Annotated in this window: 23 protein-coding genes; 5 read left to right on the top strand and 18 right to left on the bottom strand. The window is 72.4% G+C overall.

Features of this window, described 5'->3' with window-relative positions:
- A partial coding sequence (locus ACE3Q3_RS06330) for an EAL domain-containing protein (RefSeq protein WP_374443621.1) occupies positions 1–912 on the top strand: 912 nt, incomplete at its 5' end.
- A gap of 16 nt (positions 913–928) precedes the next feature.
- Here the strand turns inward: ACE3Q3_RS06330 and ACE3Q3_RS06325 are convergent.
- From ACE3Q3_RS06325 to lptF, 15 genes are all read right to left on the bottom strand, one after another.
- The gene (locus tag ACE3Q3_RS06325) at positions 929–1,483 is read right to left on the bottom strand and encodes an NADPH-dependent FMN reductase (protein WP_374443619.1); all 555 of its coding nucleotides are present in this window, start codon (positions 1,481–1,483) and stop codon (positions 929–931) included.
- Between the two features lie 84 nt (positions 1,484–1,567).
- The gene (locus ACE3Q3_RS06320; RefSeq protein ID WP_374443616.1) at positions 1,568–2,419 is read right to left on the bottom strand and encodes a calcium-binding protein; all 852 of its coding nucleotides are present in this window, start codon (positions 2,417–2,419) and stop codon (positions 1,568–1,570) included.
- 87 nt (positions 2,420–2,506) lie between these two features.
- Positions 2,507–3,655, bottom strand: a complete 1,149-nt coding sequence (locus tag ACE3Q3_RS06315; RefSeq protein WP_374443613.1) for a sensor histidine kinase — start codon at positions 3,653–3,655, stop codon at positions 2,507–2,509.
- Positions 3,652–4,962 carry an amidase gene (locus tag ACE3Q3_RS06310; protein ID WP_374443611.1) on the bottom strand — a complete coding sequence of 437 codons (1,311 nt, stop codon included), beginning with the start codon at positions 4,960–4,962 and terminating at the stop codon, positions 3,652–3,654. Before ACE3Q3_RS06310 ends, ACE3Q3_RS06315 begins: the two co-directional genes overlap by 4 nt.
- A gap of 5 nt (positions 4,963–4,967) precedes the next feature.
- Positions 4,968–6,272, bottom strand: a complete 1,305-nt coding sequence (locus ACE3Q3_RS06305; protein WP_374443610.1) for an amino acid deaminase — start codon at positions 6,270–6,272, stop codon at positions 4,968–4,970.
- A 17-nt stretch (positions 6,273–6,289) separates the two neighbouring features.
- Positions 6,290–7,525, bottom strand: a complete 1,236-nt coding sequence (locus ACE3Q3_RS06300; protein ID WP_374443608.1) for a metallophosphoesterase — start codon at positions 7,523–7,525, stop codon at positions 6,290–6,292.
- A gap of 11 nt (positions 7,526–7,536) precedes the next feature.
- Entirely contained in the window at positions 7,537–8,691 is a 1,155-nt protein-coding gene (locus tag ACE3Q3_RS06295) for an amidohydrolase/deacetylase family metallohydrolase (protein WP_374443606.1), read from the bottom strand.
- A 111-nt stretch (positions 8,692–8,802) separates the two neighbouring features.
- Positions 8,803–9,249: a RidA family protein gene (locus ACE3Q3_RS06290; RefSeq protein WP_374443604.1), complete on the bottom strand. Its 447-nt coding sequence runs from the start codon at positions 9,247–9,249 to the stop codon at positions 8,803–8,805.
- Positions 9,250–9,350: 101 nt separating this feature from the next.
- Positions 9,351–10,523 carry a porin gene (locus ACE3Q3_RS06285; RefSeq protein WP_374443602.1) on the bottom strand — a complete coding sequence of 391 codons (1,173 nt, stop codon included), beginning with the start codon at positions 10,521–10,523 and terminating at the stop codon, positions 9,351–9,353.
- Positions 10,524–10,612: 89 nt separating this feature from the next.
- Positions 10,613–11,455 carry a 16S rRNA (adenine(1518)-N(6)/adenine(1519)-N(6))-dimethyltransferase RsmA gene (gene rsmA / locus ACE3Q3_RS06280; protein ID WP_374443600.1) on the bottom strand — a complete coding sequence of 281 codons (843 nt, stop codon included), beginning with the start codon at positions 11,453–11,455 and terminating at the stop codon, positions 10,613–10,615.
- Positions 11,452–12,486 (bottom strand): 4-hydroxythreonine-4-phosphate dehydrogenase PdxA, encoded by a 1,035-nt coding sequence (gene pdxA, locus ACE3Q3_RS06275; protein ID WP_374443598.1) that lies wholly within the window; start codon positions 12,484–12,486, stop codon positions 11,452–11,454. Before pdxA ends, rsmA begins: the two co-directional genes overlap by 4 nt.
- Positions 12,487–12,493: 7 nt before the next feature.
- Positions 12,494–13,804, bottom strand: coding sequence for a peptidylprolyl isomerase (locus tag ACE3Q3_RS06270; RefSeq protein WP_374443596.1), 1,311 nt, complete (start codon positions 13,802–13,804; stop codon positions 12,494–12,496).
- Positions 13,804–16,047 carry an LPS-assembly protein LptD gene (locus tag ACE3Q3_RS06265; protein ID WP_374443594.1) on the bottom strand — a complete coding sequence of 748 codons (2,244 nt, stop codon included), beginning with the start codon at positions 16,045–16,047 and terminating at the stop codon, positions 13,804–13,806. The genes ACE3Q3_RS06270 and ACE3Q3_RS06265 overlap by 1 nt, the downstream gene beginning before the upstream one ends.
- Positions 16,040–17,134: an LPS export ABC transporter permease LptG gene (lptG, locus tag ACE3Q3_RS06260; protein WP_374443591.1), complete on the bottom strand. Its 1,095-nt coding sequence runs from the start codon at positions 17,132–17,134 to the stop codon at positions 16,040–16,042. Before lptG ends, ACE3Q3_RS06265 begins: the two co-directional genes overlap by 8 nt.
- Positions 17,131–18,246, bottom strand: a complete 1,116-nt coding sequence (gene lptF, locus ACE3Q3_RS06255) for an LPS export ABC transporter permease LptF (protein WP_374443587.1) — start codon at positions 18,244–18,246, stop codon at positions 17,131–17,133. The genes lptG and lptF overlap by 4 nt, the downstream gene beginning before the upstream one ends.
- Before the next feature lie 147 nt (positions 18,247–18,393).
- Between lptF and ACE3Q3_RS06250 the strand changes: the two genes are divergently transcribed.
- The 3 genes from ACE3Q3_RS06250 to ndk all read left to right on the top strand — a co-directional run bounded on the left by ACE3Q3_RS06250 (position 18,394) and on the right by ndk (position 20,885).
- Entirely contained in the window at positions 18,394–19,884 is a 1,491-nt protein-coding gene (locus tag ACE3Q3_RS06250) for a leucyl aminopeptidase (protein WP_374443584.1), read from the top strand.
- Complete coding sequence (locus tag ACE3Q3_RS06245) at positions 19,881–20,330, top strand: DNA polymerase III subunit chi (RefSeq protein WP_374443582.1); 450 nt, start codon at positions 19,881–19,883, stop codon at positions 20,328–20,330. The genes ACE3Q3_RS06250 and ACE3Q3_RS06245 overlap by 4 nt, the downstream gene beginning before the upstream one ends.
- A 132-nt stretch (positions 20,331–20,462) precedes the next feature.
- Positions 20,463–20,885: a nucleoside-diphosphate kinase gene (gene ndk, locus ACE3Q3_RS06240; RefSeq protein WP_374443580.1), complete on the top strand. Its 423-nt coding sequence runs from the start codon at positions 20,463–20,465 to the stop codon at positions 20,883–20,885.
- Positions 20,886–20,923: 38 nt separating this feature from the next.
- Here ndk and ACE3Q3_RS06235 read toward each other — a convergent pair whose 3' ends face one another.
- The 3 genes from ACE3Q3_RS06235 to purM form a co-directional block, all read right to left on the bottom strand.
- Positions 20,924–21,058 (bottom strand): aa3-type cytochrome c oxidase subunit IV, encoded by a 135-nt coding sequence (locus ACE3Q3_RS06235; protein ID WP_374443577.1) that lies wholly within the window; start codon positions 21,056–21,058, stop codon positions 20,924–20,926.
- 89 nt (positions 21,059–21,147) lie between these two features.
- Positions 21,148–21,804, bottom strand: a complete 657-nt coding sequence (purN, locus tag ACE3Q3_RS06230; protein ID WP_374443574.1) for a phosphoribosylglycinamide formyltransferase — start codon at positions 21,802–21,804, stop codon at positions 21,148–21,150.
- A gap of 1 nt (position 21,805) precedes the next feature.
- Positions 21,806–22,897, bottom strand: coding sequence for a phosphoribosylformylglycinamidine cyclo-ligase (gene purM, locus ACE3Q3_RS06225; protein WP_374443623.1), 1,092 nt, complete (start codon positions 22,895–22,897; stop codon positions 21,806–21,808).
- A gap of 107 nt (positions 22,898–23,004) precedes the next feature.
- Here purM and ACE3Q3_RS06220 point away from each other — a divergent pair.
- On the top strand, positions 23,005–24,067 hold a 1,063-nt coding region (locus ACE3Q3_RS06220; RefSeq protein ID WP_374443572.1), incomplete at its 3' end, for a DUF2066 domain-containing protein.

Genomic DNA, 24,067 nt, shown 5'->3' with positions numbered 1-24,067 from the left:
GCCGAGACGCTGTCCCAGAATGCCGACTTCGCCCTGCATCATGCCAAGGAGGTCCGGCGCGGCGGCCATGTGGCGTTCGAACCGGGCCTGCGCACTTCGATCACCCGGCGCATGGGAGCGATCCGCGACGTCGACGGGGCGCTCGCCGAAGGTCGCATCCTCGTCCACTACCAGCCGCTGGTCCGGCTCGCCACCGGCCGCATCATCGGGCTGGAAGCGCTGGCGCGCATGCGGCTGCCGGACGGGCGGGTGGTTCCGGCCGGGCAATTCCATGCCGCCTTCACCGATCACGGCATCGCCCACCGCCTGACCGATCGGATGATGGCCCAGGTTGCGGCCGACATCCGGGCCTGGATCGACCGCGGCATCGACGCGCGGCATGTCGGCATCAACCTGACGTCGGCGGATTTCCGCCGCGGCGATCTCCAGCCCCGGCTGGAGGCGGCATTCGGGGAGGCGGGCGTGCCGCTCCGCCATCTCGTCCTGGAAGTGACCGAGTCGGTGCTGATGGGGGAGGCAGGTGACGATTTCGGCCCGGCCGTCCGTCGGCTGCGGGAGCGCGGCGTGCTGGTCGCGCTCGACGATTTCGGCACCGGCTATGCCTCGCTGACCCACCTCCTCAGCTTTCCGGTCGACATCATCAAGATCGACAAGTCCTTCGTCGACCGGCTGCTGGTGGACCGGCCGAGCGCCGCCATCGTCGAGGCGATGATCGATCTCGCCCGGAAGCTCGACATGCGGCTGGTCGCCGAAGGCATCGAGGAACCCGCCCAGCGGCGGCGGCTGGAGGAACTCGGCTGCACCATCGGCCAGGGGTTCCTGTTCGCCCGGCCGGTGCCGGCGGCGACCGCGACCCGGTTGCTCGAAGGCGGGGTCCTGCCGCCGGCCGTGGCGGCGGGCGAAGCCGGCTGAACCGCCGGCCCGGCCGTCAGCCGCCGTCGACGAAGGCGGCGAAGCCGGCCAGGAACTGCGCCAGCCGGTCGCGGATGCCGGCATCGGCCAACCTCCCCTCGGCGTCGAAGACCCGGCCGGCCTGGGCGACCATCAGCCGGCCGCCATGCCAGGGACGGGTGCCGAGCGTGCGCAGGACCGGGAGCCAGTCGTTCTGGGCGAGGATGGTGCCGAAGCCGCCGGGAGAGGCGCCGAGGACGGCGACCGGCTTGCCGCCGAAGACGCGGCCGGCATCGGCCGGCGGCCGCGAGGCCCAGTCGATCGCGTTCTTGAACACGCCGGGAATGCCGTTGTTGTACTCGGGCGTGACCAGCAGCAGCCCGTCGGCTCCGGCGATGGCGTCCTTGAGCGCCGCCACCGCCGGCGGAATGCCCGAGGCGGCCTCGAGATCGCCGTCATAGAGGGGGATGCCGTCGATCGTGGCGACCTCCAGCACCGTGCCGGGCGGCACCAGCTCCTGTGCCGCCCGCAGCAGCGCCCGGTTGTAGGAGCCCTTGCGCAGGCTCCCGGCAACGCCCACCAGTCTCGCCATCGTCCGTCCTCCTCGACCCGCCGGATCGTGCGGGCGGAGCCGTCGCAGGGGAAGCGGATTCGCCCCGGAACCGGCCGCCGTCCGTCAGAGGACGAGATCGTCGGACTGGATCGTGGCGGTGCCGATGACGGTGAGCACGGCGCCGCTGCCGAAATCGAGCGCCAGACCGCCGTCGACGGCGGCGACGTCGACCGCCGACTGGAAGGCGGCAAAGTCGGCGAAGTTCCAGGCCGACAGGTCGATCACGTCCTCCTCCGGCGTGAAATCGACGATGCGGTCCTGACCATCGCCGGGGGCAAAGACGAACACGTCGTCGCCGCTGCCGCCGGTCAGTTCGTCGTTCTGGCGGTTGCCGGCGATGGTGTCGTCGCCCGAGCCGCCCTCGAGCGTGTCGTTGTTCTGGCCGCCGAGGAGCGCGTCGTTGTCGGCGCCGCCACGCAGGGCGTCGTTGCCGATGCCGCCGTAGAGCGCGTCGTTGCCGGCATCGCCGTCGACCGTATCGTTGCCGACATCCCCGGTCAGGGTGTCGTTGCCGTCGCCGCCCTCCAGCGTGTCGTTGCCCTGCCCGCCATAGCCGACGTCGTTGCCGTCGCCGCCGGAGACGCTGTCGCTGCCCTGGTTGCCGCTGAGGAAGTCGTTGCCGGCTTCGCCGAGCAGCAGATCGTCGCCGGTCTCGCCGAACAGCACGTCGTTTCCGGCATCGCCGAAGACGGTGTCGAACTGCTGGCCGCCATAAAGGGCATCGTTCCCGGCGCCGCCGTCGAGGGAATCGGCACCGGGACCGCCGAACACGAGGTCGTCGCCGCTGCCGGCGTCGATCGAATCGTCGCCGGCCTTGCCGAGGAGCACGTCCTGACCGCCCTCGCCGAACATCGTGTCGGCGGCATCGGTCCCGGTGACGAAATCGTCGTCGTCGCTCAGGAAATAGGTCGCCATGGATTATCCTCCCGTCGCCGTCTTCCTTCCCCGTCGCGGGGCCCGGGCACCAACGCCGGAAGGGGAGTTCCGGTTCCCGCGCCGCCGCTATTCCAGCGCCGCGCGCGGGATGCGGATGTGGACGCCGCCGTCGGGCGTGGTCGTCGCCTCGCCGCCGAACTGACGGGTCAGGGCGGACATCAGCCGGCTTCCGAGTCCGGTCGAACGCCCGGCTTCGGCCTGGGCGAGCGCGTCGGCGGCATCGCCCACGGTCAGGACATGGTCCCCGGCCGCGTCCGTCGCGAAGGAGACGGTGACCCGGTCGGAACGGCGCTTCATCGCCGTGGTGACGAGGTGGGTGACGATCAGCCCCAGCGAGACGACGCGGTCGACCGGCATCGCCACCGGCGCGGCGGCGATGCGGAAGCCCTCGGGGCCGACGCCGAAGGATGCCGCGAGATCGGCGCAGAGGCGCGGCAGGTAGTCGTCGAGGCGGATGCTGGCGGCCGTCTCGTGCCCGTAGAGGCGGTCATGCACGAGGGCGATGGTCGAGACGCGGGTCGCCGCCTCCTCGAGCTGCTCGCGAATGTAGCTGTCGTCGGCCGTGCGCGCCTGCATCTCGAGGAGCGAGCGCGTCACGGCGAGGCTGTTCTTGACCCGATGGTCGATCTCCGAGACGAGGACGCGGAGCCGGTCCTCGCTCGCCGTCCGGCGGGCGAGCTCGCTGCGATGGCCGATCTCGCTCATTGCGATGGCGGCGAGATCGAGCAGCGTGCCGAGGTCGCTGCTGCTCCAGGCCCGTGGGCGGTGCTCGATCGCGCAGAAGGCGCCGAGGACGCGCCCGTCCCGCGTCGCCAGCGGCACCGCGCAGTAGCCGACCACCCCGAGCTCGGGGATCGCGAGGTTGTCGCGGAGCCGCGGGTCGAGCCGGGCGTCGTCGATGACCAGCGGCTTGCCGCTCTCGACCACATGGCGGCAGAAGGAGTGGCTGAGCGGCGTCTGCCGCGCCGTGGCCCAGGGCTCCGACAGGCCGTGCTGGCCGACGAAGACCTGGCGATTCTCGTCGACCACGGTCACCAGCGAGACCGGCACGGCGAGGAGCCGTGCCGCGAGGCGGGCGAGCCGGTCGAAGGCCGCGCTGTCGACGGCGGCCGGCAGACCGCTCTCCCGTACCGCGGCCAGCCGATCGGCGTCCGCGACCGGGCGCCCGGTCGGGGGCTCCGGTCCGTCGGTGCGAGCGCCGCCCGAGGCCGTCACGGCGCGGCGGTCGTGCGTCGGAATACGGCTTCCACCCAGGCACCGAGGGCGATCAGGCGGCGGTCGTCGCCGCGGCGCCCGACCAGCTGGATCCCGAGCGGCAGCCGGCCCTTCGGCTGCGGCTCGGGAACGTGCAGGAGCGGGCCGTGCAGCAGCGTCCACATGCCGTTGAGCGAGGGGTCGCCGGTATAGTCGAGGCCCCGGGGTGCGGCGCCGGGGGAACTCGGCGCCAGCACCGCGTCGAGCCCCCGGGTCAGTTCGTCGAAGCGCTGCCGCAGCCCGGCGGCGGTCGCCTGCGCCGCCGCCAGTTCCTCGGGCGGGCGCGCCTCGGCCTCGGCCAGGAGGTCCCGGAGCTTCGGGCTGAGCATGGCGCGATGGTGCGCCCACTCCTCGGCGCGGGTGGCGAGCGCCTCGACGGTGAAGATCGCCCGGTGGACCTCGCGCAGCGGCTGGAACTCGGCCGGCAGGTCGAGCGGCACGATCTCCGCCCCGGCGGCGGCGAGGCGCCGGCACATGGCATCGAGCCGCTCCCGGTAGTCCGGCTCGACCAGGTCCCACAGCGGCGTGCGGCACCAGCCGAACCGAGGCCGAGCCGGCGCGGCGGCGGCCGTGTCCAGCGCCCAGGCATCGAGCAGCAGGTCGAGGTCGCGGACGGAGCGGGCGAAGGCGCCGGGCGAATCGACCGAGGGGGAGAGGGCCATGGTGCCGTCGAGCGCCACCGCCCCGCGGGTCACCTTCATGCCGACGACGCCGCAGAAGGCGGCGGGACGGATCACCGATCCCACGGTCTGCGAGCCGTAGGCGAGCGGGACGTGGCCGTCGGCAACGGCGGCGGCCGAGCCGCTCGAGGAGCCGCCCGGGGTATGCTCCGGATCGGCCGGGTTGCGGGTGGGGCCGGCATGGAAGCAGGCGAACTCGGTCGTCACCGTCTTGCCCAGGACGATCGCCCCGGCGCGGCGGGCCAGCGTCACCGGCGTCGCCTCGGCCGACGACTGGCGGCCGCGATGGATCGGCGAGCCGTACTCGGCCGGCATCCCGGCGACGTCGAAGATGTCCTTGATGCCGATCGGCAGGCCGTGCAGCGGCCCTTCGGTGGGAGCGGCGTCTGCGGGACGGGCGTCGGCGGCACGGGCTGCGGCCAGGGCACCCTCGCGGTCGAGGCGGGTCCAGGCTCGGATCTTGGGGTCGCGCTCGGCGATGCGGTCGAGGCAGTCCTGGACCAGGGCCTGCGCGGTGAGCCGGCCTTCGGCGATCGCGCGGCGGGCGGCCGTCGCGGTCAGGTCGGCGGGGCGGGGGGCGGTGGCCATGGCGGTCAGAAGAAGGTCCGGTAGGCGCCGACGACCGTGTAGCCGTCGTCGACCACGGGCAGCACCTGCCACTTGTCGAAGGTGACGCAGGGATGCGAGACGCCGAAGCAGACCATGTCGCCGACGGCGAGCGGGCTCGTGGCCGGCACCGTCATGTGGCAGTGCTGGTCGTTGAGGCCGGTCACGACGTGGTCGGGGTCGAGCGCCGCCGGCGCCCCGCCGACGGTCGGGCGATACCAGCTCTGGGCCTGCGGCAGGCCGCCGGTGACGCCGACGTCGCGCTGGCCCATGGTCAGCACCACCTTGCCCGTCTCCGGCCGCGACTGGACATAGGCCCAGACCTCCATCGCCGGCTGCAGCCCGGGCCCGAGCCGGTCGACCAGCGGCGCCCGCCCGCGCACCGCGGCGAAGAAGTCCCGGTACATCAGGGAGTCGTGGGTGACGTAGCAGCCGCTGCGCGAGACCAGCAGCACCTCGCGGTCGAGGCCGGCTCGGCGAAAGCGGTCGACGACGATGTCGTAGAAGGCGGAGCCGCCGGCACTGAGGATGATCGGCCCGTCGGCGAAGAGGCCGCCCGCCTCGGTCTGGGCCGCCATCGCCACCATGCGCTCCAGGAAGAGGCGGACCTGGCCGGCGGCCTCCTCGACGGTGCGGCCGCTGACCAGCCCTTCGAACCCCTCGACGCCGCGGAGCGCGAGATGGGGCTCGGCCGCCTTGACGGCGCGGGCGACGGCGAGCGCCGTCTCGGTGTCGCGGCAGCCGGTGCGCCCGCCGGCATAGCCGATCTCCAGCAGCACCGGCACCGGCCGGCCGACCGGCGCCGCGGCGGCGGCCTTCGCCAGCATCTCGACGACGGCGACGGAATCGACCAGCGCCAGGAGTTCGAACCCGGGGTCGTCACGCAGCATGTCGAGCGCGCCGCGGATCGCCTGGCGGCCGACCAGCTGATTGGCCAGCAGCACCCGCCGGATGCCGTGGCGGCGGGCGACGACCGCCTGGTGGATGGTGCCGACGGTGATCGCCCAGGCGCCGCGCTCGATCTGCTCGCGGAACAGGCCGGGCGCCATCGTCGTCTTGCCGTGCGGCGCCAGCACCGCCCCGGCATCGCCGACGAAGCGCGCCATCCAGTCGAGATTGTGGTCGAGCGCCCGGCGCTTCAGCACGGCCAGCGGCAGCGGCAGGTCCTCGGCCAGCACGTTCCAGCCGTGGCGGCCGATGGCGCCGATCGGGAACGGCGCGACGCCGGGCGGCATCCCCTTCACCGTCTCGTCGAGGAGGAAGGCGGCGGGATCGCCCACGGGCTGGCCCAACGCGGGCGTCGCATTCGTCATTGCGGACACGAGAAGTTCTTTCCCTCCAGGCGGCAGCGGCGCACCGCGCCGCGATCGAGATCGTGCAGGGTCGCCTGCCAGGCGGCGCCCTCGCGCTCCAGCAGCAGGAACTGGAACCCCTTGTCGGAGACGCGCTCCGCGACGTCCATGCCGGCGATGGCGAAGCGGTCGGGGCCGTCGCCCAGCGCCGGGTCGACGGCGGTACCGCCGCCGCCGACGATCACCTGGGACGGCCGGTCGCCGGCGAAGCGGAAGACGTCGAAGCGGTGGATATGGCCGGAGAAGACGACCGAGAACGGGTCGGCGCCGAGCCCCTCGGCCGCGGCCAGCAGCGTCGCGTTGGTCTCCAGCGGCCGCCGTTCGGGGCCGTCGAAGCGGAACACGGCATAGAGCGGATGATGCACGAGCAGCCAGGCGCCCGGGCGGGCGAGGGCGCGGGCGGCGGCCAGTTGCGGGCGGTAGCGCTCGACCAGCGGTGGCGGCGGCGTCCGGTCGAGGGCGTGGGCGCTGTCGACGACGACGAGGTCGAGGCCGCCCGCTTCGACCCGGTAGGGTTCGGTGAAGGCCTCGCAGTCGACCGGCCGCGCCCGTGGTTCGAGGTAGCGGTACCAGCCATGGCCGGCCCGGTTGCAGTCCTCGTGGTTGCCGCGCACCATCACCCACGGGGCGGCGTCGAGGAGCGGCCGGGCCGGATCGAAGAAGTCCGCCCGCCAGGCGCCCCAGTTGTAGCCGTAGGGGCTGCCCGAACAGCCGGCTCCGGGGAGCGGGCACGGCGACTCCCGGTAATGGTAGTCGCCGACATGGATGACGAGATCGGGCCGGAGCGCGGCCGCCGCGGCGGCCATGCGCTGGAACGGCCATTGCGCCGGGTCGTTGCAGGCCTGGGCGAAGATGCCGCGGATGCGGCAGCCGGTATCACCCAGCACGACGACCCGGCGGACCTCGGCCTTCGGCACCGGCACGTCGCGGCCGGCGAAGGTGACGCGCTGCACGATCTTCGGCAGCGGCGCCTCGCAGACCGTGTGCGGATAGTCGGCCCAGGGTCCGACCCGCACCTGCATCGGCCGATCGAAATCGTCGTAGCGGATGCGGGGGCAGGCGGCCTCGGTGGTGAGGGTGCGCACGACGGCGCCGGCGGGCCCCAGGATCACCCAGGGTGCCAGCGTCTCGGCCGCGGACGGCGCTGCCGAGAGCAGGGCTGCCAGGGCCGCCGCCGCGACCGCGCGCACCATTCCCCGGTCGCCTAGCTGATCGTCGGCTGTGCCGCCGGATCGAACCAGCGGCCGCTGGCGACCATGCCGCGGGCGAGCAGGCGCTGCTTGCCCGCGAGCCGCTCGCCGAGGACGTCGCGGTAGCTCCATTCGCCCTCGGCCAGTTCCAGCACCGAGGCGTCGCCGATGCCGCCCTCGACCAGCTTGCCGAGCTCGGGGCGCTGCACCGCCTGGCCGGCCGTCTGGGTCGCGCGCCGGATCACCTCCGGCAGCGGCACGCCGAGGCAGACGAACTTCGACAGCGTCACCAGCAGGTCGTAGGCCGGCCCGTGGATCGAGATCTCGTGGATGTCGGAGGAGATGACGTCGGGCAGGAAGCCGGCGGCCAGCATGCCGCGCGTCGTCTTGAAGCCGAAGCTGCCGCCGCCATGGCCGATGTCGAAGAGAACGCCGCGCTCGCGGGCGGCGGCGATCTCCTCCCGCACCCGGCCGTCCGGCGTCACGGGGGCGTTGGGGAAGGGACGGAAGCAGTGGGTCAGCACGTCGCCGGGACGCAGGCGCTGGATCACCTCGAGCCGGCTCGGCGGCGGGTTGTCGAGGTGGCACATCACCGGCATGCCGACCTCCTCGGCGACGTCGAGCGCCATGTCGAGGGGGGCGATTCCCGAGGTGCCGCTGGCCGAACGGCCGACCCGCACCTTGATGCCGACGACGATGTCGCGATTGGCGGCGGCGACCTTGGCGCACTCGCGCGAATCGAGCAGCCGGATGTCGGCGCACTCGCCCACCATCACCGCCTGGCTGAAGGCGAAGATGCCGGGATAGGAGAGATTGAGGTAGGGCAGGATGCGGATCGGCGCGCCGTCGATCAGGAACTTGCGGAAGCCGTGCAGGGTGCCGGCGCCGGCGCTGCCGGCGTCGATCAGGGTCGGGCTCGCCATCTGGCGCGCCACCGACAGGGGGTCGACGCCGAGCGAGGTGCCGCCCCAGTAGACATGGGTGTGCAGGTCGATCAGGCCGGGCGTGACGATCAGGCCGCGCACGTCCTTGACCTCGGCGCCGGCCGGGACCGCGAGGTCGGGGCCGATGGCACGGACGCGGCCATCGGCGAAGGCGACATCGGCGATCTGATCGACGCCGCGGCCGGGATCGAGCACCCGGCCTCCCTTCAGGACGAGTTCGGTCATTCTCTTATTGCCTCAATAGCCGGGCGGGCGGACCCGCATCCTGGCGCCCGGGCGGGCGGGCGCCAAGTCCCTTGCCGCATGCCGCGCCCCCGCCGGCGCGGGACGATCGCCTCAGGCGACCTCGACGATGGCCTCGATCTCGACCGTGATCTGGTTGGGCAGCGAGCCCATGCCGACCGCCGAGCGGGCGTGGCGGCCCTTGTCGCCGAACACCTCGACGAGGAGGTCGGAGCAGCCGTTGATGACCTTGGGCTGCTCGCCGAACTCGGGCACGGCGTTGACCATGCCGAGCAGCTTGACCACCCGCTGCACCCGGTCGAGGTCGCCCAGCGTCTCCTTCAGCACCGCGATCAGGACGAGGCCGACGTCGCGGGCGTGCTTGTAGGCCTGCTCGACGGTGACGTCGCGGCCGACCTTGCCGGTGGCGCCAGGGCCGGGGCCCTTGCCCGCGAGATAGACGAGGTTGCCGGTCTGGACGGCGTGGACATAGTTGCCGGCGGCCTTCGGCACGGGCGGCAGGGTGATGCCGAGTTCGGCGAGGCGCTTCTCGATCTGCATTCTGAGGCTCCGCGGGGACGGTTGGAAGGGGCGGCCGGTCTGCCGACCGGCACGAGGCCGGGACGGTAGCAGGCCGGCTGCCCGCCGTCATTCTCCGGACGTCAGAATCGGACCACCGTTCCCGTGACGACCGCCCAGCTGTCGCCGCGCGCCGTGGGCTTGTCGCTGTCGAAGCCGTACCAGTGCAGGCTCGCCCGCAGGTCGACCCCGGGTCCCAGCTGGTAGAGGCCGCCGACCAGGACCCGCTGCATGCGGTCGTCCTCCTGGCCTGGCAACTGCCGCCGGCCGTCGAAATAGGAGGTGCCCAACGTCCACGGGCCGGTCGTGTAGGTGAGCGCCCCGCCCCAGCCGCTCGACTTGTTCGCGCCGCGCAGGCCGTTGTCGTCCTCCCAGTAGCCGGCGCCGAGATCGAACCCCGCATAGTCGGCGCGGACGTAGGCGGCCCAGGCCTGACGATCGTCGTAGGCGCCGCAGGCGACGCCGGCCGGGCATTTCGACAAGGTGCCGCGCTCGTAGGAGACGCTGCCGCCGATCCGGACCGGGCCGAACCGCTCGCGGTAGGCGACGGCCGCGGACAGGACGTCCGACCAGGAGCCGCGGGCGTCCGTCGACTGCCGGGTCGACGGCATCCCGGCGAACGCGCCGCCCTTCGCCCGTACCTGCCCTGCCGTCGCCTCCTCCGAGTTGTCGGGCGTGTAGGCGACGCCGAACTGGAAGCCGGCGATGCGCGGCGAGAAGTAGGACAGCTTTTCCGAATCGCCGGAGAGGTTGACGATCCAGGAATCGGGCGCCCGGCTGCGCGGGCCGCTGCCGAGCGCATTGACGACGAAGAGGTTGGCGTCGATGCCGTCGAAACTGCTGTCGACCGTCGGAGGGCCGAGCGACAGCAGGTAGGCGGGCGAGTTCTCGGCGCCGATCACGATGCGCCCCCAGCCGCCCTCGAAGAAGAGATAGCTCTCGTCGATCTGGTCGGAGCAGGTCTCGGCCTCGAGTTCGACCTGCACGCCGACCGTCAGGCCGTTGTCGAGCCTGACCCGGCCCGAGAAGAAGATCTCGGCCTCGCGCTTGATGTCGAAGGAACGGCGGTCGGCACCGTACTCTCCGGGGCCGTCCGGCTGGCTGACGAATACGCCGTAGGCCTGGAAGTACCCGCCGAGCCCCAGGCGCAGCGGCGACGGCGCCGCCGCCGGCGTCGCGCTCTGGGCGCTCGCGTCGGCCGGGCAGACCAGGGCCAGCAGCGTTGCCGCCGTCCCCGCGGCGGCGACCTTGGGCATCCTTGCTCGCATTCGTCCCCCCCTTCGAACTCGCCCGCCGGTATTTGACCAGGGCGGTCCCGGGGGCGCGAGCGGGAAATGCGCGGGCCTCAGGGGGAGAGGTGGCGGGCGAGGCGGGCGAAGTCCTCGACCGACAGTTCCTCGGCGCGCCGGGTCGGGTCGATGCCGCAGGCGACGAGCAGCGCCTCGCCGCCGAGCGGGCGCAGGCTCGCCCGCAGCATCTTGCGGCGCTGGCCGAAGGCCGCCTGGGTCACCCGCTCCAGCGTCGGCCGGTCGGCCGGCGCGAGCGGCGCGTCGCGCGGCACGATCTCGACGACCGAGGAGGTCACCTTGGGCGGCGGCACGAAGGCGCTGGCCGGCACGTCGAAGAGCCGGCGGACGCGGCAGAGCCACTGCACCAGGACCGTGAGGCGGCCGTAGTCGGGGTCGCCGGGCCGCGCCAGCAGGCGGTCGGCGACCTCCTTCTGGAACATCAGGACCATCCCGGCATAGTCACCCGGCCGCTCCAGCCAGCGCAGCAGCAGGGCGGTCGAGATGTTGTAGGGCAGGTTGGCGACGATGCGCCGCGGCGCGGTCGACACCGTCGCCGGATCGACCGCCAGCGCGTCGCCCATGACGACTTCCAGCCGCCCCGGAAAGGCCGCCTCGACCTCGGCGAGCGCCGCCCGGCAGCGTTCGTCGCGCTCGATCGCGACCAGACGGCCGGCGCCGCACTCCAGCAGCGCGCGCGTCAGGCCACCGGGGCCGGGGCCGATCTCGATCACCGTGCCTTCGCCGATCGGCCCGGCCGCCCGCGCGATCCGGCGGGTGAGGTTGAGGTCGAGCAGGAAATGCTGGCCCAGCGCCTTGCGCGCGCCGAGCCCGTGCCGGGCGATGACCTCGCGCAGGGGCGGCAGGACGCCCGGGGCGCCCGGCCGGTCGGGGTCGCTCACTCGGCGGCGATCGCCGCCCGCGCGGCGGCGGCGCGGCGGCGGCCGGCGATCTCCCCGGCCATGGTCATCGCGGCCTGGAGGCTGCCGGCGTGGGCGACGCCGGTGCCGGCGATGTCGAGCGCCGTGCCGTGGTCGGGCGAGGTGCGCACGAAGGGCAGGCCGAGCGTGACGTTGACGCCGCCGTCGAAGTCGATGGTCTTGAGCGGGATCAGCGCCTGGTCGTGGTACATGCAGAGCGCGGCGTCGTACTTCGCCCGTGCACGGGCATGGAACATGGTGTCGGCCGGCATCGGCCCGCGCACGTCGATGCCCTCCGACCGCAGGATCTCGATCGCCGGCACGATGATCTCGATCTCCTCGCTGCCGAGGCTGCCGTTCTCGCCGGCATGGGGATTGAGGCCGGCGACGGCGAGCACCGGCTCGGCGATGCCGAAATCCTGGCGGAGCGCGCGGGCGGTGATGCGGCCGGCGGTCAGGATCAGTTCGACCGAGACCATCGCGATCGCCGCCCGCAGCGAGCGGTGGACGGTGGCCGGCACCACCCGCAGCTGCGGGCACGCGAGCATCATGATCGGGTGCACGTCGCCGCCCGCCAGTTCGGCCAGGAACTCGGTGTGTCCCGCGTGGCGGAAGCCGGCGGCGTAGAGGGTCTCCTTCTGGATCGGGTTCGTCACCACGGCGGCGGCCTGGCCGGCCTGCACCGCGGCGACGGCGCGCTCGATCGATTCCAGGACGAGCCGGGCCTGGGCCGGGTCGGGCCGGCCGGGCTCTGCGGTCGGCCGCGCCGACAGCGGCAGCACCGGCAGGGCGCGGGCGAAGACGGCCGCCGCCTCGCCGGGCGCTGCGATCGCGGCGACGGGCAGGTCGAGGCCGATGCGCCGCCCGAGCCGGGAGAGCCGTTCCGGGTCGTCGATCACGAAGAACGGGCGGTCCGCCGGGCGCCGTTCGGCCCAGCATTTGAGGGTGATCTCGCCGCCGATTCCGGCCGGCTCGCCCATCGTCAGGGCGAGCGGCAGCATCTCCGTGGCCATCGCCGCCTCAGCTCCGGATGTCGATGAAGGCGCTGCGCCGCAGGTCGCGGATGACGCGGCGGGCGACGTTCTCGAGCCGCTGCAGCATCAGGTTCTCGGCGATCGCCTCGCGGTCGAACTTCTCCTCGGCCTTCTTCGGCTCGTCGCGCTCGCACACCATCAGGATGACGAAACCGCCTTCGGTCTGGAGCGGCTGGGTCGCGCGGCCGATCGGCTGCGCGGCGACGAGCTGGCGCAGGCCGGCCGGCATGTCGCCGAGCCGCACCCGGCCGAGATCGCCCGACAGCGAGCCGGCGCCGCTGCGATCGGCGGTCATGTCGGCGCAGTCCCGGACGGTCCGGCTCAGTTCCTCGGCGCGCCGCCGCCGCTCCTGGATCGCGTCGGGCGGGCTGCCGGCCGGGATCGGGACGACGATCTGGCGCAGCGACACGGTCTGGTCGTCGGAGACGGCCGCGACCGCCGCGCCGCCGGGAGTGCGCCGGTCGATCAGCAGCAGGATGTAGTAGCCGCCGGGCAGCTTGACGGGCGGGCTGAGTTCGCCCGGGGACATGCGCTCCAGCGCACCCTCCAGCACCGGGTCGAGCTGTCCCGCCTGTACCCAGCCGAGGTCGCCGCCGGCCGTCGCGGTCGCCGACCGCGAGAATTGCTGGGCCACCTGGTTGAAGCGCACACCCTGGCGCATCTGCTCGATCAGGCGCTCCGCCAGGCGGCGGATTTCCGTCTCTTCGCCGGGATTTTCGATCGGCAGGAAGATCTCCGCCACGCGCCGCTCGACGCCGGAGCGCGCGGCGAGGCGCTGCTGGATCGCCTCGTCGATCTCTTCCTCGCTGACGCTGATGCTGCGGGCATGGCGCCGGCGCATCAGCTTCGACCAGGCGATGCTGGTCTTGATCTGGTCGATGGCGGTCGACCGCTGGATGCCGTTCTGGTCGAGCCAGGCGACGAAGCCGCCGGGCCCCATGTTGTTCTGGCGCTCCAGCCGGGCGAGGTTGTCGGCGATCTCCTTCTCGCTGACCGTGATGCTGGCGCGGGTCGCCTCCTGCATCTGCAGGCGTTCGTCGATCAGGTTGCGCACCACCTGGGGCCGCAGCCGGGCGGCGTTCTCCGCCGACGCCTCCATGCCGGAGGCGGCCAGGACGAGGCGCAGTCGGGCGTCGATGTCGTAGGCCGAGATGACGTCCTCGTTGACCACGGCGGCGATCCGGGTGGAGGCCTGCTGCGCCCAGGCCGGCGCGGCGCCCGGCACGAACGCCGGCGCCAGCAGGAGCAGCGCGGCCGCGGCGAAGCGGAAGAACGAACGGCCCGAGGACATGCCCATCACATGATATCCACCCGGGGCAAGCCGAATTCGCCCAGGTTCTTGAAGTAGAGCCGGACCAGGATCGCGTCCGACGGCTCGATGTCGAGATCCTGGGTGCGCGTCCGCCGATAGCTGACGACGACGGCGAAGCACTCGTCCTCATACTTGGCGCCGAAGGCGGAATCCAGCAGGTCGCCGCCGTTGGTCAGGTCGACGGTGCCGCGGCCGAAGATCGACCAGTAGTCGCTGATCCGGGCCGAGGCGCCCAGCGCCACTTCCTCGCGCCGCCCGGTGACGGGCTCGTTGGGCGGCGCGTCGAGGAAGATGTAGCTGCCATAGAGCTTCAGCCAGGACGGGCCGCCGGCGGCGCCGATCTCGTGCCGGCGCGGGGCGAAATTGTCCTTGTCGATGCGGAAGCGGTAGAGCAGGTCGAGATATTCCGACGGCGAGACGACGAAGCGGCCGACGATGTCCGAGCGCTGGTCCTCCGCCCCCGAGCCGACCGGCATCGCCCGGTTCTCCTGGAAGCTGTAGCTCTGGGCGACGAAGGCGCGCACGCTCATGCCGCCGGCGAGATAGGCGCCGAGGTTGAGGCCGTAGGCGACGCGCTGGCCGCCGTCGTAGCGGTCGAGGCCGGGAAAGCGGTTCGGCCGCATGATGTTGACGTCGTTCAGCTCGAAGCCGAGGCTGTCCTCGTTGGGGACGTCGCTCTGCCGGCCCAGCACCGGGGCGACGGCGAGCATGGCGACGGGCTCGATCAGGTACTGCACGCCGGGGTCGTTGCGCACCCAGGGGTAGCTCCAGTTGACCGAGAGTTGCGGCAGGAGGCGCGCCGTCGTCGCGTTCCGGGTCGGGCTGGCGTCGCCCAGCGCGGCGTCGATCGCGAGATCCTTCGCCCAATAAGCGTCGCCGCGCAGGCTGGCGGCGACGACGTAGCGGTCGCCCAGCGGCGACTGCCAGGGCATCTGCCAGCCGCCGTTGATCGAGACGCGGCGGCTGTCCGTGCCGTCCTGGCGGTAGAGGTTGAGGATGTTGGCGTCGGCCGACCAGTAGGCCCCGAAATCGTTGGGTTCGCCCAGATAGTGGACGGTGGCGGTCGGGGTGACGATCGGCTGGCGGCTGTCGCGGTCCTCGGGCCGCAGGCCCTGGAAGGCGTAGGCCGCGACCTCGGCGTAGCTGCGGCCGCGGAAGCCCTCGGCGAAGAGGCGCGTGGTCAGCGACTCCTCCGACCCGTAGCCGTAGCGGCGCATGTAGGTCTTGTCGGTGGTGCGCGCGAGGTCGACCCCGGCCCGCCAGGTGTCGTCGATGTCGATGCGGCCCTTGCCCTTCACATGGCCGCGGAACTTGTCGCTCTCGACGATCGGATTGTCGTTGGTGCCGGTGGTGCGGTCGGCGACGGTGCCGCTCGCCTCGACCTCGTAGAAGCCGTTGCGCAGGCGCTGCCGGAACTCGCCGCCCAGCACGATGCCCTGCTTGGTGGTGATGATCGGCTCGAACGTGAAGTCCATGCTGTCGGACAGCACGAAATAGTAGGGGACGCGGACGAAGCCGCCGAGATCGGTCTTGACGCCGATGGTCGGCGCGAGAAAGCCGCTCTGCCGCTTCACCGTCGGGTCGGGATGGGAGAAATAGGGCGAGTAGGCGACGGGGATCCCCATGATCTCCATCGATGCGTCGCGGTACTGGACGATCTTGCGTTCCTGGTCGTGGATCACCCGGGCGGCGCGGATCTGCCAGACGGGCGCCCGGGTCGGGTCGGTCTTGCACAGGTCGCACGGCGAATAGACGCCCTGGTCGAGCTCGGTGCGGTTGCCGCCGGTGCGGGTGGCGTCGTTGCCCGCCATCCGGCCGCCGTCCGTCATCAGCATGCGGACGTTGCGCACGAAGCCCTCGCGCAGCCCCTCCTGCAGTTCGACATAGTCGGCGAAGATGACGTCGCCGGTCGGCTCCAGGATGCTGACGTTGCCCGACGCCGTCGCGGTGTTGGTGCGCTGGTTGTAGGAGACGACGTCGGCCAGCAGCGTGCGCTGGTCCTGCGTCATCTCGACCTTGCCGCGGGCGACGATGATGCCGAGATCGCTGTCGAACGACAGGTCCTCGGCCGAGAACAGGACGGGCGCGCGCGTGTCCTGGCCGCCGGGGGCACGGAAGCCGCTGCCCCGCGGCTGCGCCGCGGCGTCCGCCAGCGGAAGGGCGAGGCCGGCCAGGAAGCTGCCGAGGGCGGCGGCGAGGATCGGGGCGAGGCGCATGTCGTCAGCCATCTTCGGCGTGTAGCAGAATCGAGGCGCCTATCAAGAGGCAGACGCCGGCGGGGGTCCAGGCGGCGAGCGCGATCGGGATGTTCGCGGACAGGCCGAGGGCGAAGACCACGTCCGAGAGGAAGTGCAGGAGGAATCCCGTCAGCACGCCGCCCATGATGAGCCAGGTGGTGCCGCCGCGCCGCGTCTGGCGCAGGGCGAAGGTGGCGGCGATCAGGACGAGCGCGCCGAGCAGGATCGGTTGCGCCAGCAGCGAATGCCAGTAGAGGCGGTGGCGATGGGCCGAGAAGCCGGCGGTCTCGAGCAGCGAGATGAAGCCCGGCAGCTCCCAGAAGGAGATCGTCTCCGGCGCCGCGAAACTGTCCTGCAGGCCGCGTGCCGTCATCGTCGTCGGCAGGACGTATTCGCCGATCGGGGTCGTCTGCTCGCCCGGCCGCCAGGACCAGGCCTCGGACAGTCGCCACTGGTGCTCTTCGAGCCGCGCGCTCGCGGCGTCGATGCGGCGGACCAGCCGGTCGTCGTCGCGGAACTGGAGCACGGTGATCTCGAGCAGCCGGCCGTCGTCGGGCGCCACCCGGGTGGCATGGATGATGGTCGGGCCGTGGCCGTCGTTCTGGCGCAGCCACAGCCCGGTCCGCGACAGCGCGAGGTCGCTGGTGCGGCCCTTCAGGACCCGGCTCTCGAGGCCGTCGTAGCGGTTGCGCAGGATCGAGGCGACGGGGTTGAAGACGGTGATCGTGAGGACGCCGATCGCGACCGCGACCAGGACCGCCGGCGCCAGGAACTGCCAGGCCGACACGCCCGCGGCGCGCGCCACCAGCAGTTCGCTGCTGCGGGTCAGGCGCCAGAAGGCGAGCATGCTGCCGAAGAGCATGGCGAAGGGCAGGATCTCCTGGGCGAGGTACGGGAGCTTGAAGATCGCCATCTGCAGCAGGATCGCGACCGTCGCCTCGGCCTTGGTGCCGGACCGGCGCAGCAGTTCGACGACGTCGATCACGAAGGCGACGCCGACCATCGCGACGAAGACGCCGGCACACCACCCGGCGAACTGCCGGGCGATGTAGCGCGACAGGGTGGCGGCGATGTTCACGCCGCCTGCGCCGTCGCGGCGCCCCGCCGGCCGCCGCGCCCGCGCAGCATCAGGAACAGGCCGAGCGCCATCGGCACCAGCAGGTTCAGGTGCATGAGCGGCAGCAGGGCCGGGGTCTTGTTGGCGAGGTTGTTGAAGGCGATGTTGCCGATCTGGACCGCGAAGGCGACGCCGATCGCGCCCATGATGCGACCGGTCTGGCCGCGCCGGTTGAACTCGCCGCCGAGCAGCCAGCCGAGCGCGAGCAGGGCATAGGCGAAGGGGTAGAGCGGGGCGAGGATCCGCTGGTGGCCCTCCACCGTCAGCCGGTGGCCGTAATAGCGGTCGGCCTGGGTGCCGGCGGGGAAGAAGAGGTCCGGGAGGTAGCGTTCCTGAGGCTCGTGCCAGCGGGCGCCCGGCGCGTCGCGCACGTCGCCGAGTTCGATGATGTAGCGGTCGAAGGCCAGCACCGACAGGCGGTGGGTCTTGCGGTCGAGCTCCTGCCGGGTGCCGTTCATCATGACGATGCGGGGGCCGGAATCGGTCTGCGCCAGCGCCCCGCGCTCGGCCGTCAGGGTCGCCGGCCGGCCCTCGACCCGCTCGTCCTGGATCATCAGGCCGAGAAGCTCGCCGGTCGGCGACTGCTGGCGGATATAGACGGTCACCTTGTCGGTCAGGCTGTTGAAGACGCCTTCCTGGAGCAGGATCGAGGTGAAGTTGTTGCGGATCTCGAACTGCAGGTCCTTGAAGGCGCGGAACGAGGTCGGCAGGAAATAGAGGCTGAGGGCGAAGCCGATGATGCTCGCCGTCGCCGCCACCAGCAGCGCCGGCCGCGCCAGGCCCATCTGGCTGACGCCGGTGGCGCGCAGCACCACCAGTTCGCTGTCGGTGATGAGCCGGTGGTAGGTGAAGAGGATGGCGGCGAAGGTGGCGATCGGCAGGACCACCTCGAGGAACCGCGGCAGCAGCAGCAGCGCGAGATAGAGGAACGTCCCGACCGAGACGCCGCGATTGACGATCAGCTCGATCAGGCGCAGCGACTGCGACAGCCAGATGGCGAAGCACAGCCCCAGCGCGATGAAGGCGAGGACCGTGAGGCACTGCCGATATACGTAGCGATCGATGCCCAGCATGGCGCGGCCGATTATAGGAAGTCGCGCCGCGTCGCGGATAGAAGCAAATCTCCGAGGCCCCGCGTTGACAGGCGCGGCGGGCGGGAGCTATCCGGACGGGTCGTATCGCCCGCCCGCCAACCCTCTCCAGGCTGGAGTTCATCCGCGATGGAAATCCGTTTCGCCAATGCCGCGACGCCGAAGTCGGGCGCCCTCGTGCTGCCGGTCTACGACGGGCGGACCCTGACGGAGGCCGGCCGGGCCGTCGACACGGCGACCGGCGGGGCACTGGTGCGCGCCATGGAGCACAGCCGCTTCGAGGGCCGCAAGGACCAGCAGCTCGCCGTCGTCGCGCCGGCCGGTCTGCCGGTGAGCCGCGTCCTGCTGGTCGGCGTCGGCAAGGCGGCGGAGGCCTCGGCCGAGCGGTTCCAGGCGCTGGGCGGCATCGCCTGCGCCGCGCTCAACGCCGCCGGCGACAAGGAGGGAACCATCCTCATCGATGCGGCGGAAGGGCTGTCGCTGGCGCTCGCCGAGGCGGCCGCCGACGCCGCCTTCGGCGCGAAGCTGCGGAGCTACCGCTTCGACAAGTACCGCACCACCGAGAAGCCGGAGAAGAAGCCGACGCTGACCAGGCTGACGGTCGCGGCGACGGCCGCCGCCAAGCGCGCCTACGCCGCCCGCGAGGCCGTCGCGGACGGCGTCTTCCTCGCCCGCGACCTGGTGTCGGAGCCGGGCAACGTGCTTTATCCCGAGACCTTCGCCGACGCCGCCAAGGCGCTGAAGAAAGACGGGGTTTCGGTCGAGGTCCTGGACGAGAAGGCGCTCCGCAAGCTGGGGATGGGGGCGCTCCTCGGCGTCGCCCAGGGCAGCGCCCGGCCGCCGCGCGTCGTCGTCATGCAGTGGGACGGCGGCCGCAAGGGCGAGGCGCCGGTCGCCTTCGTCGGCAAGGGCGTCACCTTCGACACCGGCGGCATCTCCCTCAAGCCGGGGCCCGGCATGGAGGACATGAAGTGGGACATGGCCGGGGCGGCCGTGGTCGTCGGCCTGATGCGGGCGCTCGCCCGGCGCGAGGCGGCGGTGAACGCCGTCGGCGTCGTCGCGCTGGTCGAGAACATGCCCGACGGCAACGCCCAGCGGCCGGGCGACATCGTGACCTCGATGTCGGGCCAGACGATCGAGGTCCACAACACCGACGCCGAGGGCCGGCTGATCCTGGCCGACGCCTGCTGGTACACGCAGGACCGGTTCCGGCCCAAGGCGATGATCGACCTGGCGACGCTGACCGGCGCCATCATCATCGCGCTCGGCGACCACCATGCCGGTCTCTTCTCCAACAACGACGAGCTGTCGCAGCAGCTGGCCGCCGCCGGCACCGCCGGCGGCGAGCGGCTGTGGCGCCTGCCGCTCACCGACTACTACGACAAGCAGATCGACAGCGACGCCGCCGACGTGAAGAACATCGCCGGCAACCGCAACGCCGGCAGCATCATCGGCGCCCAGTTCATCCAGCGCTTCGTCAACAAGGTGCCGTGGGCGCATCTCGACATCGCCGGCGTCACCTGGTCCAAGTCGGACGCGGCGATCACGCCCAAGGGCGCGACCGCCTTCGGGCTGCGCCTGCTCGACCGGCTGGTCGCCGAACACTACGAAGGCAAGTGACCGAGATCGGCTTCTATCACCTGACCCGCACGCCGCTCGAGCGCGCGCTGCCCCGCCTCCTGGAGAAGGTGGCGGGGTCCGGGCGCCGGGCGGTGGTGCTGACCGGCTCGGAGGAGCGGGCGGAGGCGCTGAACGCGCTGCTCTGGACCTACGACCCCGGCAGCTTCCTGCCGCACGGCACGGCCCGCGACGGCAATCCCGGCGAACAGCCGATCTGGCTCACGCCCCAGGACGAGAACCCCAACGGCGCCACCGTGCTGGTGCTGGTCGACGGCATGGTGTCGGCCCGGCTCGATGCCTACGAGCGCTGCCTCGACCTCTTCGACGGCAACGACCCCGACGCGGTGGCGGCCGCCCGCGAGCGCTGGCGCGAGGCGAAGCAGGCCGGCCACGCGCTCACCTACTGGCAGCAGACCGACCAGGGCGGCTGGCAGGCGCGCGGCTGACAGCCGCGGTCGCGGGGCTTGGGGATGTCGCCGGCGGTTGCGGGCGCCGGATCTTTCGCTGTCGCCCGCGGTTGCGGGCGAAGGGGGCCGTCGCTATAACCCCGCGACTTTTCTCCCCAGAAAGAGGATTCCATGGCGGTCGAACGCACGCTCTCGATCATCAAGCCGGACGCGACCCGGCGCAACCTGACCGGCAAGATCAATGCCCGGTTCGAGGAGCAGGGGCTGCGCATCGTCGCGCAGAAGCGGCTGTGGCTGACCCGCGCCATGGCGGAGAAGTTCTACGCCGTCCATGCCGAGCGGTCGTTCTTCAACGACCTCTGCAGCTTCATGACCTCGGGCCCGGTCGTCGTCCAGGTGCTGGAGGGCGAGAACGCCGTCGCCCGCAACCGCGAGATCATGGGCGCGACCAACCCGGCCAACGCCGCGGCCGGCACGATCCGCAAGGATTTCGCCGAATCGATCGAAGCCAACTCCGTGCATGGCTCCGATTCGGCCGAGAACGCGGCGACCGAGATCGCGTTCTTCTTCGCCCAGACCGAGATCGTCGGCTGAGCGGTTCCGGCGGCCCCGTCCGGGGCCGCCGGCCTTCCTCAGACGAGGAAGATCGCCATCAGGGCCAGGGCGACGACGACGGCGCCCGTGGCCCAGCTGGAAAAGCGCACGAACGCGTTCCACATCGCCTTGTGGTCGCGCTCGATCGCTTCGAAGTTGTTGTCGGCGGCCATGAATATCCCCACTCGTACCCGGTCCAGGCGTTTCTGCTAGCGAAGCGGCGGGCGCTTGGCAAGGTCGTGCTTCGGCCGGGCGAGGCGGCTCAGGCGCCGGCGCCCGGCACCATCAGCGGCACGGCCCGCCAGTCGCCGCCGGAGACGATCGCACGCTCGCCCTCGACGCGCACCCGGCCCTCCGCGATGAGGCGCACTGCCAGCGGATAGGCGGCATGCTCGGCGCCCAGGATGCGGTCGGCGAGGATCTCGGCGGTGTCGTCCGGCAGCACGGGGACCACCGCCTGGACCAGGATCGGCCCCGAATCCATCTCGTTGCGCACGAAATGGACCGTGCAGCCGCTGACCCGGACGCCGGCGTCGAGCGCCTGCTGTTGCGGATGGAGCCCCTTGAAGGCCGGCAGCAGCGAGGGATGGATGTTCACCATCCGGTCGCGCCAGGCATCGACGAAGCCCGGCGTCAGCAGGCGCATGAAGCCGGCGAGGCAGACCAGCCCGACCCCGGCATCGGCGAGCGCGGCATGGACCGCGCCATCGAACTCGGCGCGGCTGGCGTAGTCGCGGTGCGGCAGCACCAGAGTCGGCAGACCGGCACGGCGGGCGCGCTCGATCGCCGGGGCGCCGGCGACGTTGCTGAGGACGAGCGCCACCTCGGCCGGGAAGTCCGGGTCGGAGCAGGCGTCGATCAGGGCCTGGAGATTGCTCCCGCGGCCCGAGACCAGCACTCCCAGCCGGAGCCGCGCCATCTCAGCCCGGCCAGCGATCGGCGAGGCCGGCGACCGTGCAGCCGGCGCCGCCGGCCGCGCGCGGCACGACGCTGCCGATCCGGTGCGTCGGCACGCCGGCGGCGGTCAGCCGCGCCTGGATCCGGTCGGCCTCGGCGGCGGCGACGACCGCGACCATGCCGATACCGCAGTTGAAGGTGCGCGCCATCTCGGCGCCGGCGACGCTGCCGGCCGTCGCCAGCCAGTCGAAGACGGGCGGCATCGGCCAGCGCTGGGTATCGACGACGACGGCGGCGCCCGCCGGCAGCACGCGCGGCACGTTCTCGACGAGGCCACCGCCGGTGATGTGGGCGAGCGCCTTGACGCCGCCCGACCGGACCGCCTCCAGCGCCGGCCGGACATAGATCCGGGTCGGTTCCAGCAGCGCCTCGCCCAGGCTGCGCGCGGCGTCGAAGGGCGCCGGGTCGTCCCAGGCGAGACCGGCCGCGGCGACGACCCGGCGGACCAGGGAGAAGCCGTTGGAATGGACACCGGCCGAGGCGAGGCCGAGCACCACATCCCCCGGCGCCACGGTCGACCCGTCCAGGGCCGCGCCGCGCTCGACGGCGCCGACGGCGAACCCGGCAAGGTCGAAATCGTCGCCCTGGTACATGCCCGGCATCTCGGCCGTCTCGCCGCCGACGAGCGCGCAGCCGGCGATCCGGCAGCCTTCCGCGATCCCGGCGACGATGGCGCGGCCGCGCGCGACGTCGAGCCGGCCGGTGGCGAAATAGTCGAGGAAGAGCAGGGGCTCGGCGCCCTGCACGACGAGGTCGTTCACGCACATCGCCACGAGGTCGATGCCGATCGTCTCGAGCCGCCCGGTGTCGATCGCGATCTTGAGCTTGGTGCCGACGCCGTCGGTGGTGGTGACCAGGATCGGGTCGCGATAGCCCGCGGCCTTGAGGTCGAAGAGGGCCCCGAACCCGCCGAGCCCGGCATCGGCGCCGGGGCGGGCGGTCGCGCGGGCGAGCGGCTTGATCGCCTCGACGAGGGCATTGCCTGCGTCGATGTCGACCCCGGCGTCGCGGTAGGTGTGGCTGCTGATGGCGTCCTCGCCGCATATGGGGTACAGAACGGCCGAGAGACTGCGCCCGGACGCCCGCGCGCCCGGGGGCTCCGGTTCCGGCGCCGGCTCCCGGCCGACGCCCGCGGACAATACCCGATCGGAGAGCCATTGCAATGATCGGCCAGCGCCCCTCCGTCGCCCGCCGGACGATCCTGCGCCGGATGCTTGCCCTCGCCACGGTCGCCCTGGCGACCCTGGTCCTGGCCGGCATGCCGGCACGGGCGCAGTACGAGGTCACGGGCAACGCGGTCGACGTCACCGCCGCCTCGGCGGTGCAGGCCCGCGAGCGGGCCCTGGCCGAGGCGCAGCAGACCGCGGCCCGCCGCCTCATGGAGCGCCTGGTGATTCCGGCCGGCGGCACGCCGCCGCGGCTTTCGGCGGCCCAGGCGGCGGCGCTGGTGCAGGACGTCGAGATCGCCGACGAGCGGGTGACGCCGGTGCGCTACATGGCGACGGTGACGGTGCGCTTCCGTCCGGAGGCGGTGCGCCGCTTCCTGTCCGAGCAGGGCGTCCCCTACAGCGACCGGGCGCGGCGCCCGACGCTGGTGCTGCCGGTCCTCGACCTGCCCGAGGGGCCGATCCTGTTCGACGACCGCAACCTCTGGCTGCGCGCCTGGTCCGAACGTCCCTCGGACGGCACGCTCGTCGTGCCTCTGGGCGACCTCGCGGACGTCGGCGCGCTGACCGCGGCGCAGGCGCTGGCCGGCGACCGCGCCCGCATCGCCGCCCTGGCACGGCGCTACGGGACCGACGGGGTGGCGGTCGTGCGCGCCGGCCGTGGCGCCGGCGACGGCGTCACGGTCGCCACCGCCCGCTTCGCCGGCGATGCGCCCGCCGTCAGCCAGCGCGCCAGCTATCCCGACCCGGACCGGACCTTCGCCGCCGCCGTGCGTGGCACCGCCCAGGCCCTCGACCGGCCGCTGGCGCCCCCGCCCGGGGCGGCGCCTGCCGCCGGCGGCGGCGCCGACGGTGCCGATCTCGCGACCGCGCCGACCGGATCGGCCGAGGACTGGGTCCAGCTCCGGCGACGGATCGCCGAGACGCCCGGTGTCGAGCGGGTGGACGTCGTGACGCTTTCCGCCGGACGGGCGCGGCTGCGCATCACCCATCGGCTCGGCCACGATCGCCTGCGCCAGGCGATGGCAGCGCTCGGCGTCGAGGTCGAGGCGCCGGCCG

Origin of the sequence: Allostella sp., assembly GCF_041913585.1 — a bacterium.
Taxonomy (GTDB): Bacteria; Pseudomonadota; Alphaproteobacteria; order ATCC43930; family Allostellaceae; genus Allostella.
The sequence above is the reverse complement of the archived record's forward strand: the minus strand, read 5'-3'. Positions and strand labels throughout refer to the sequence as shown.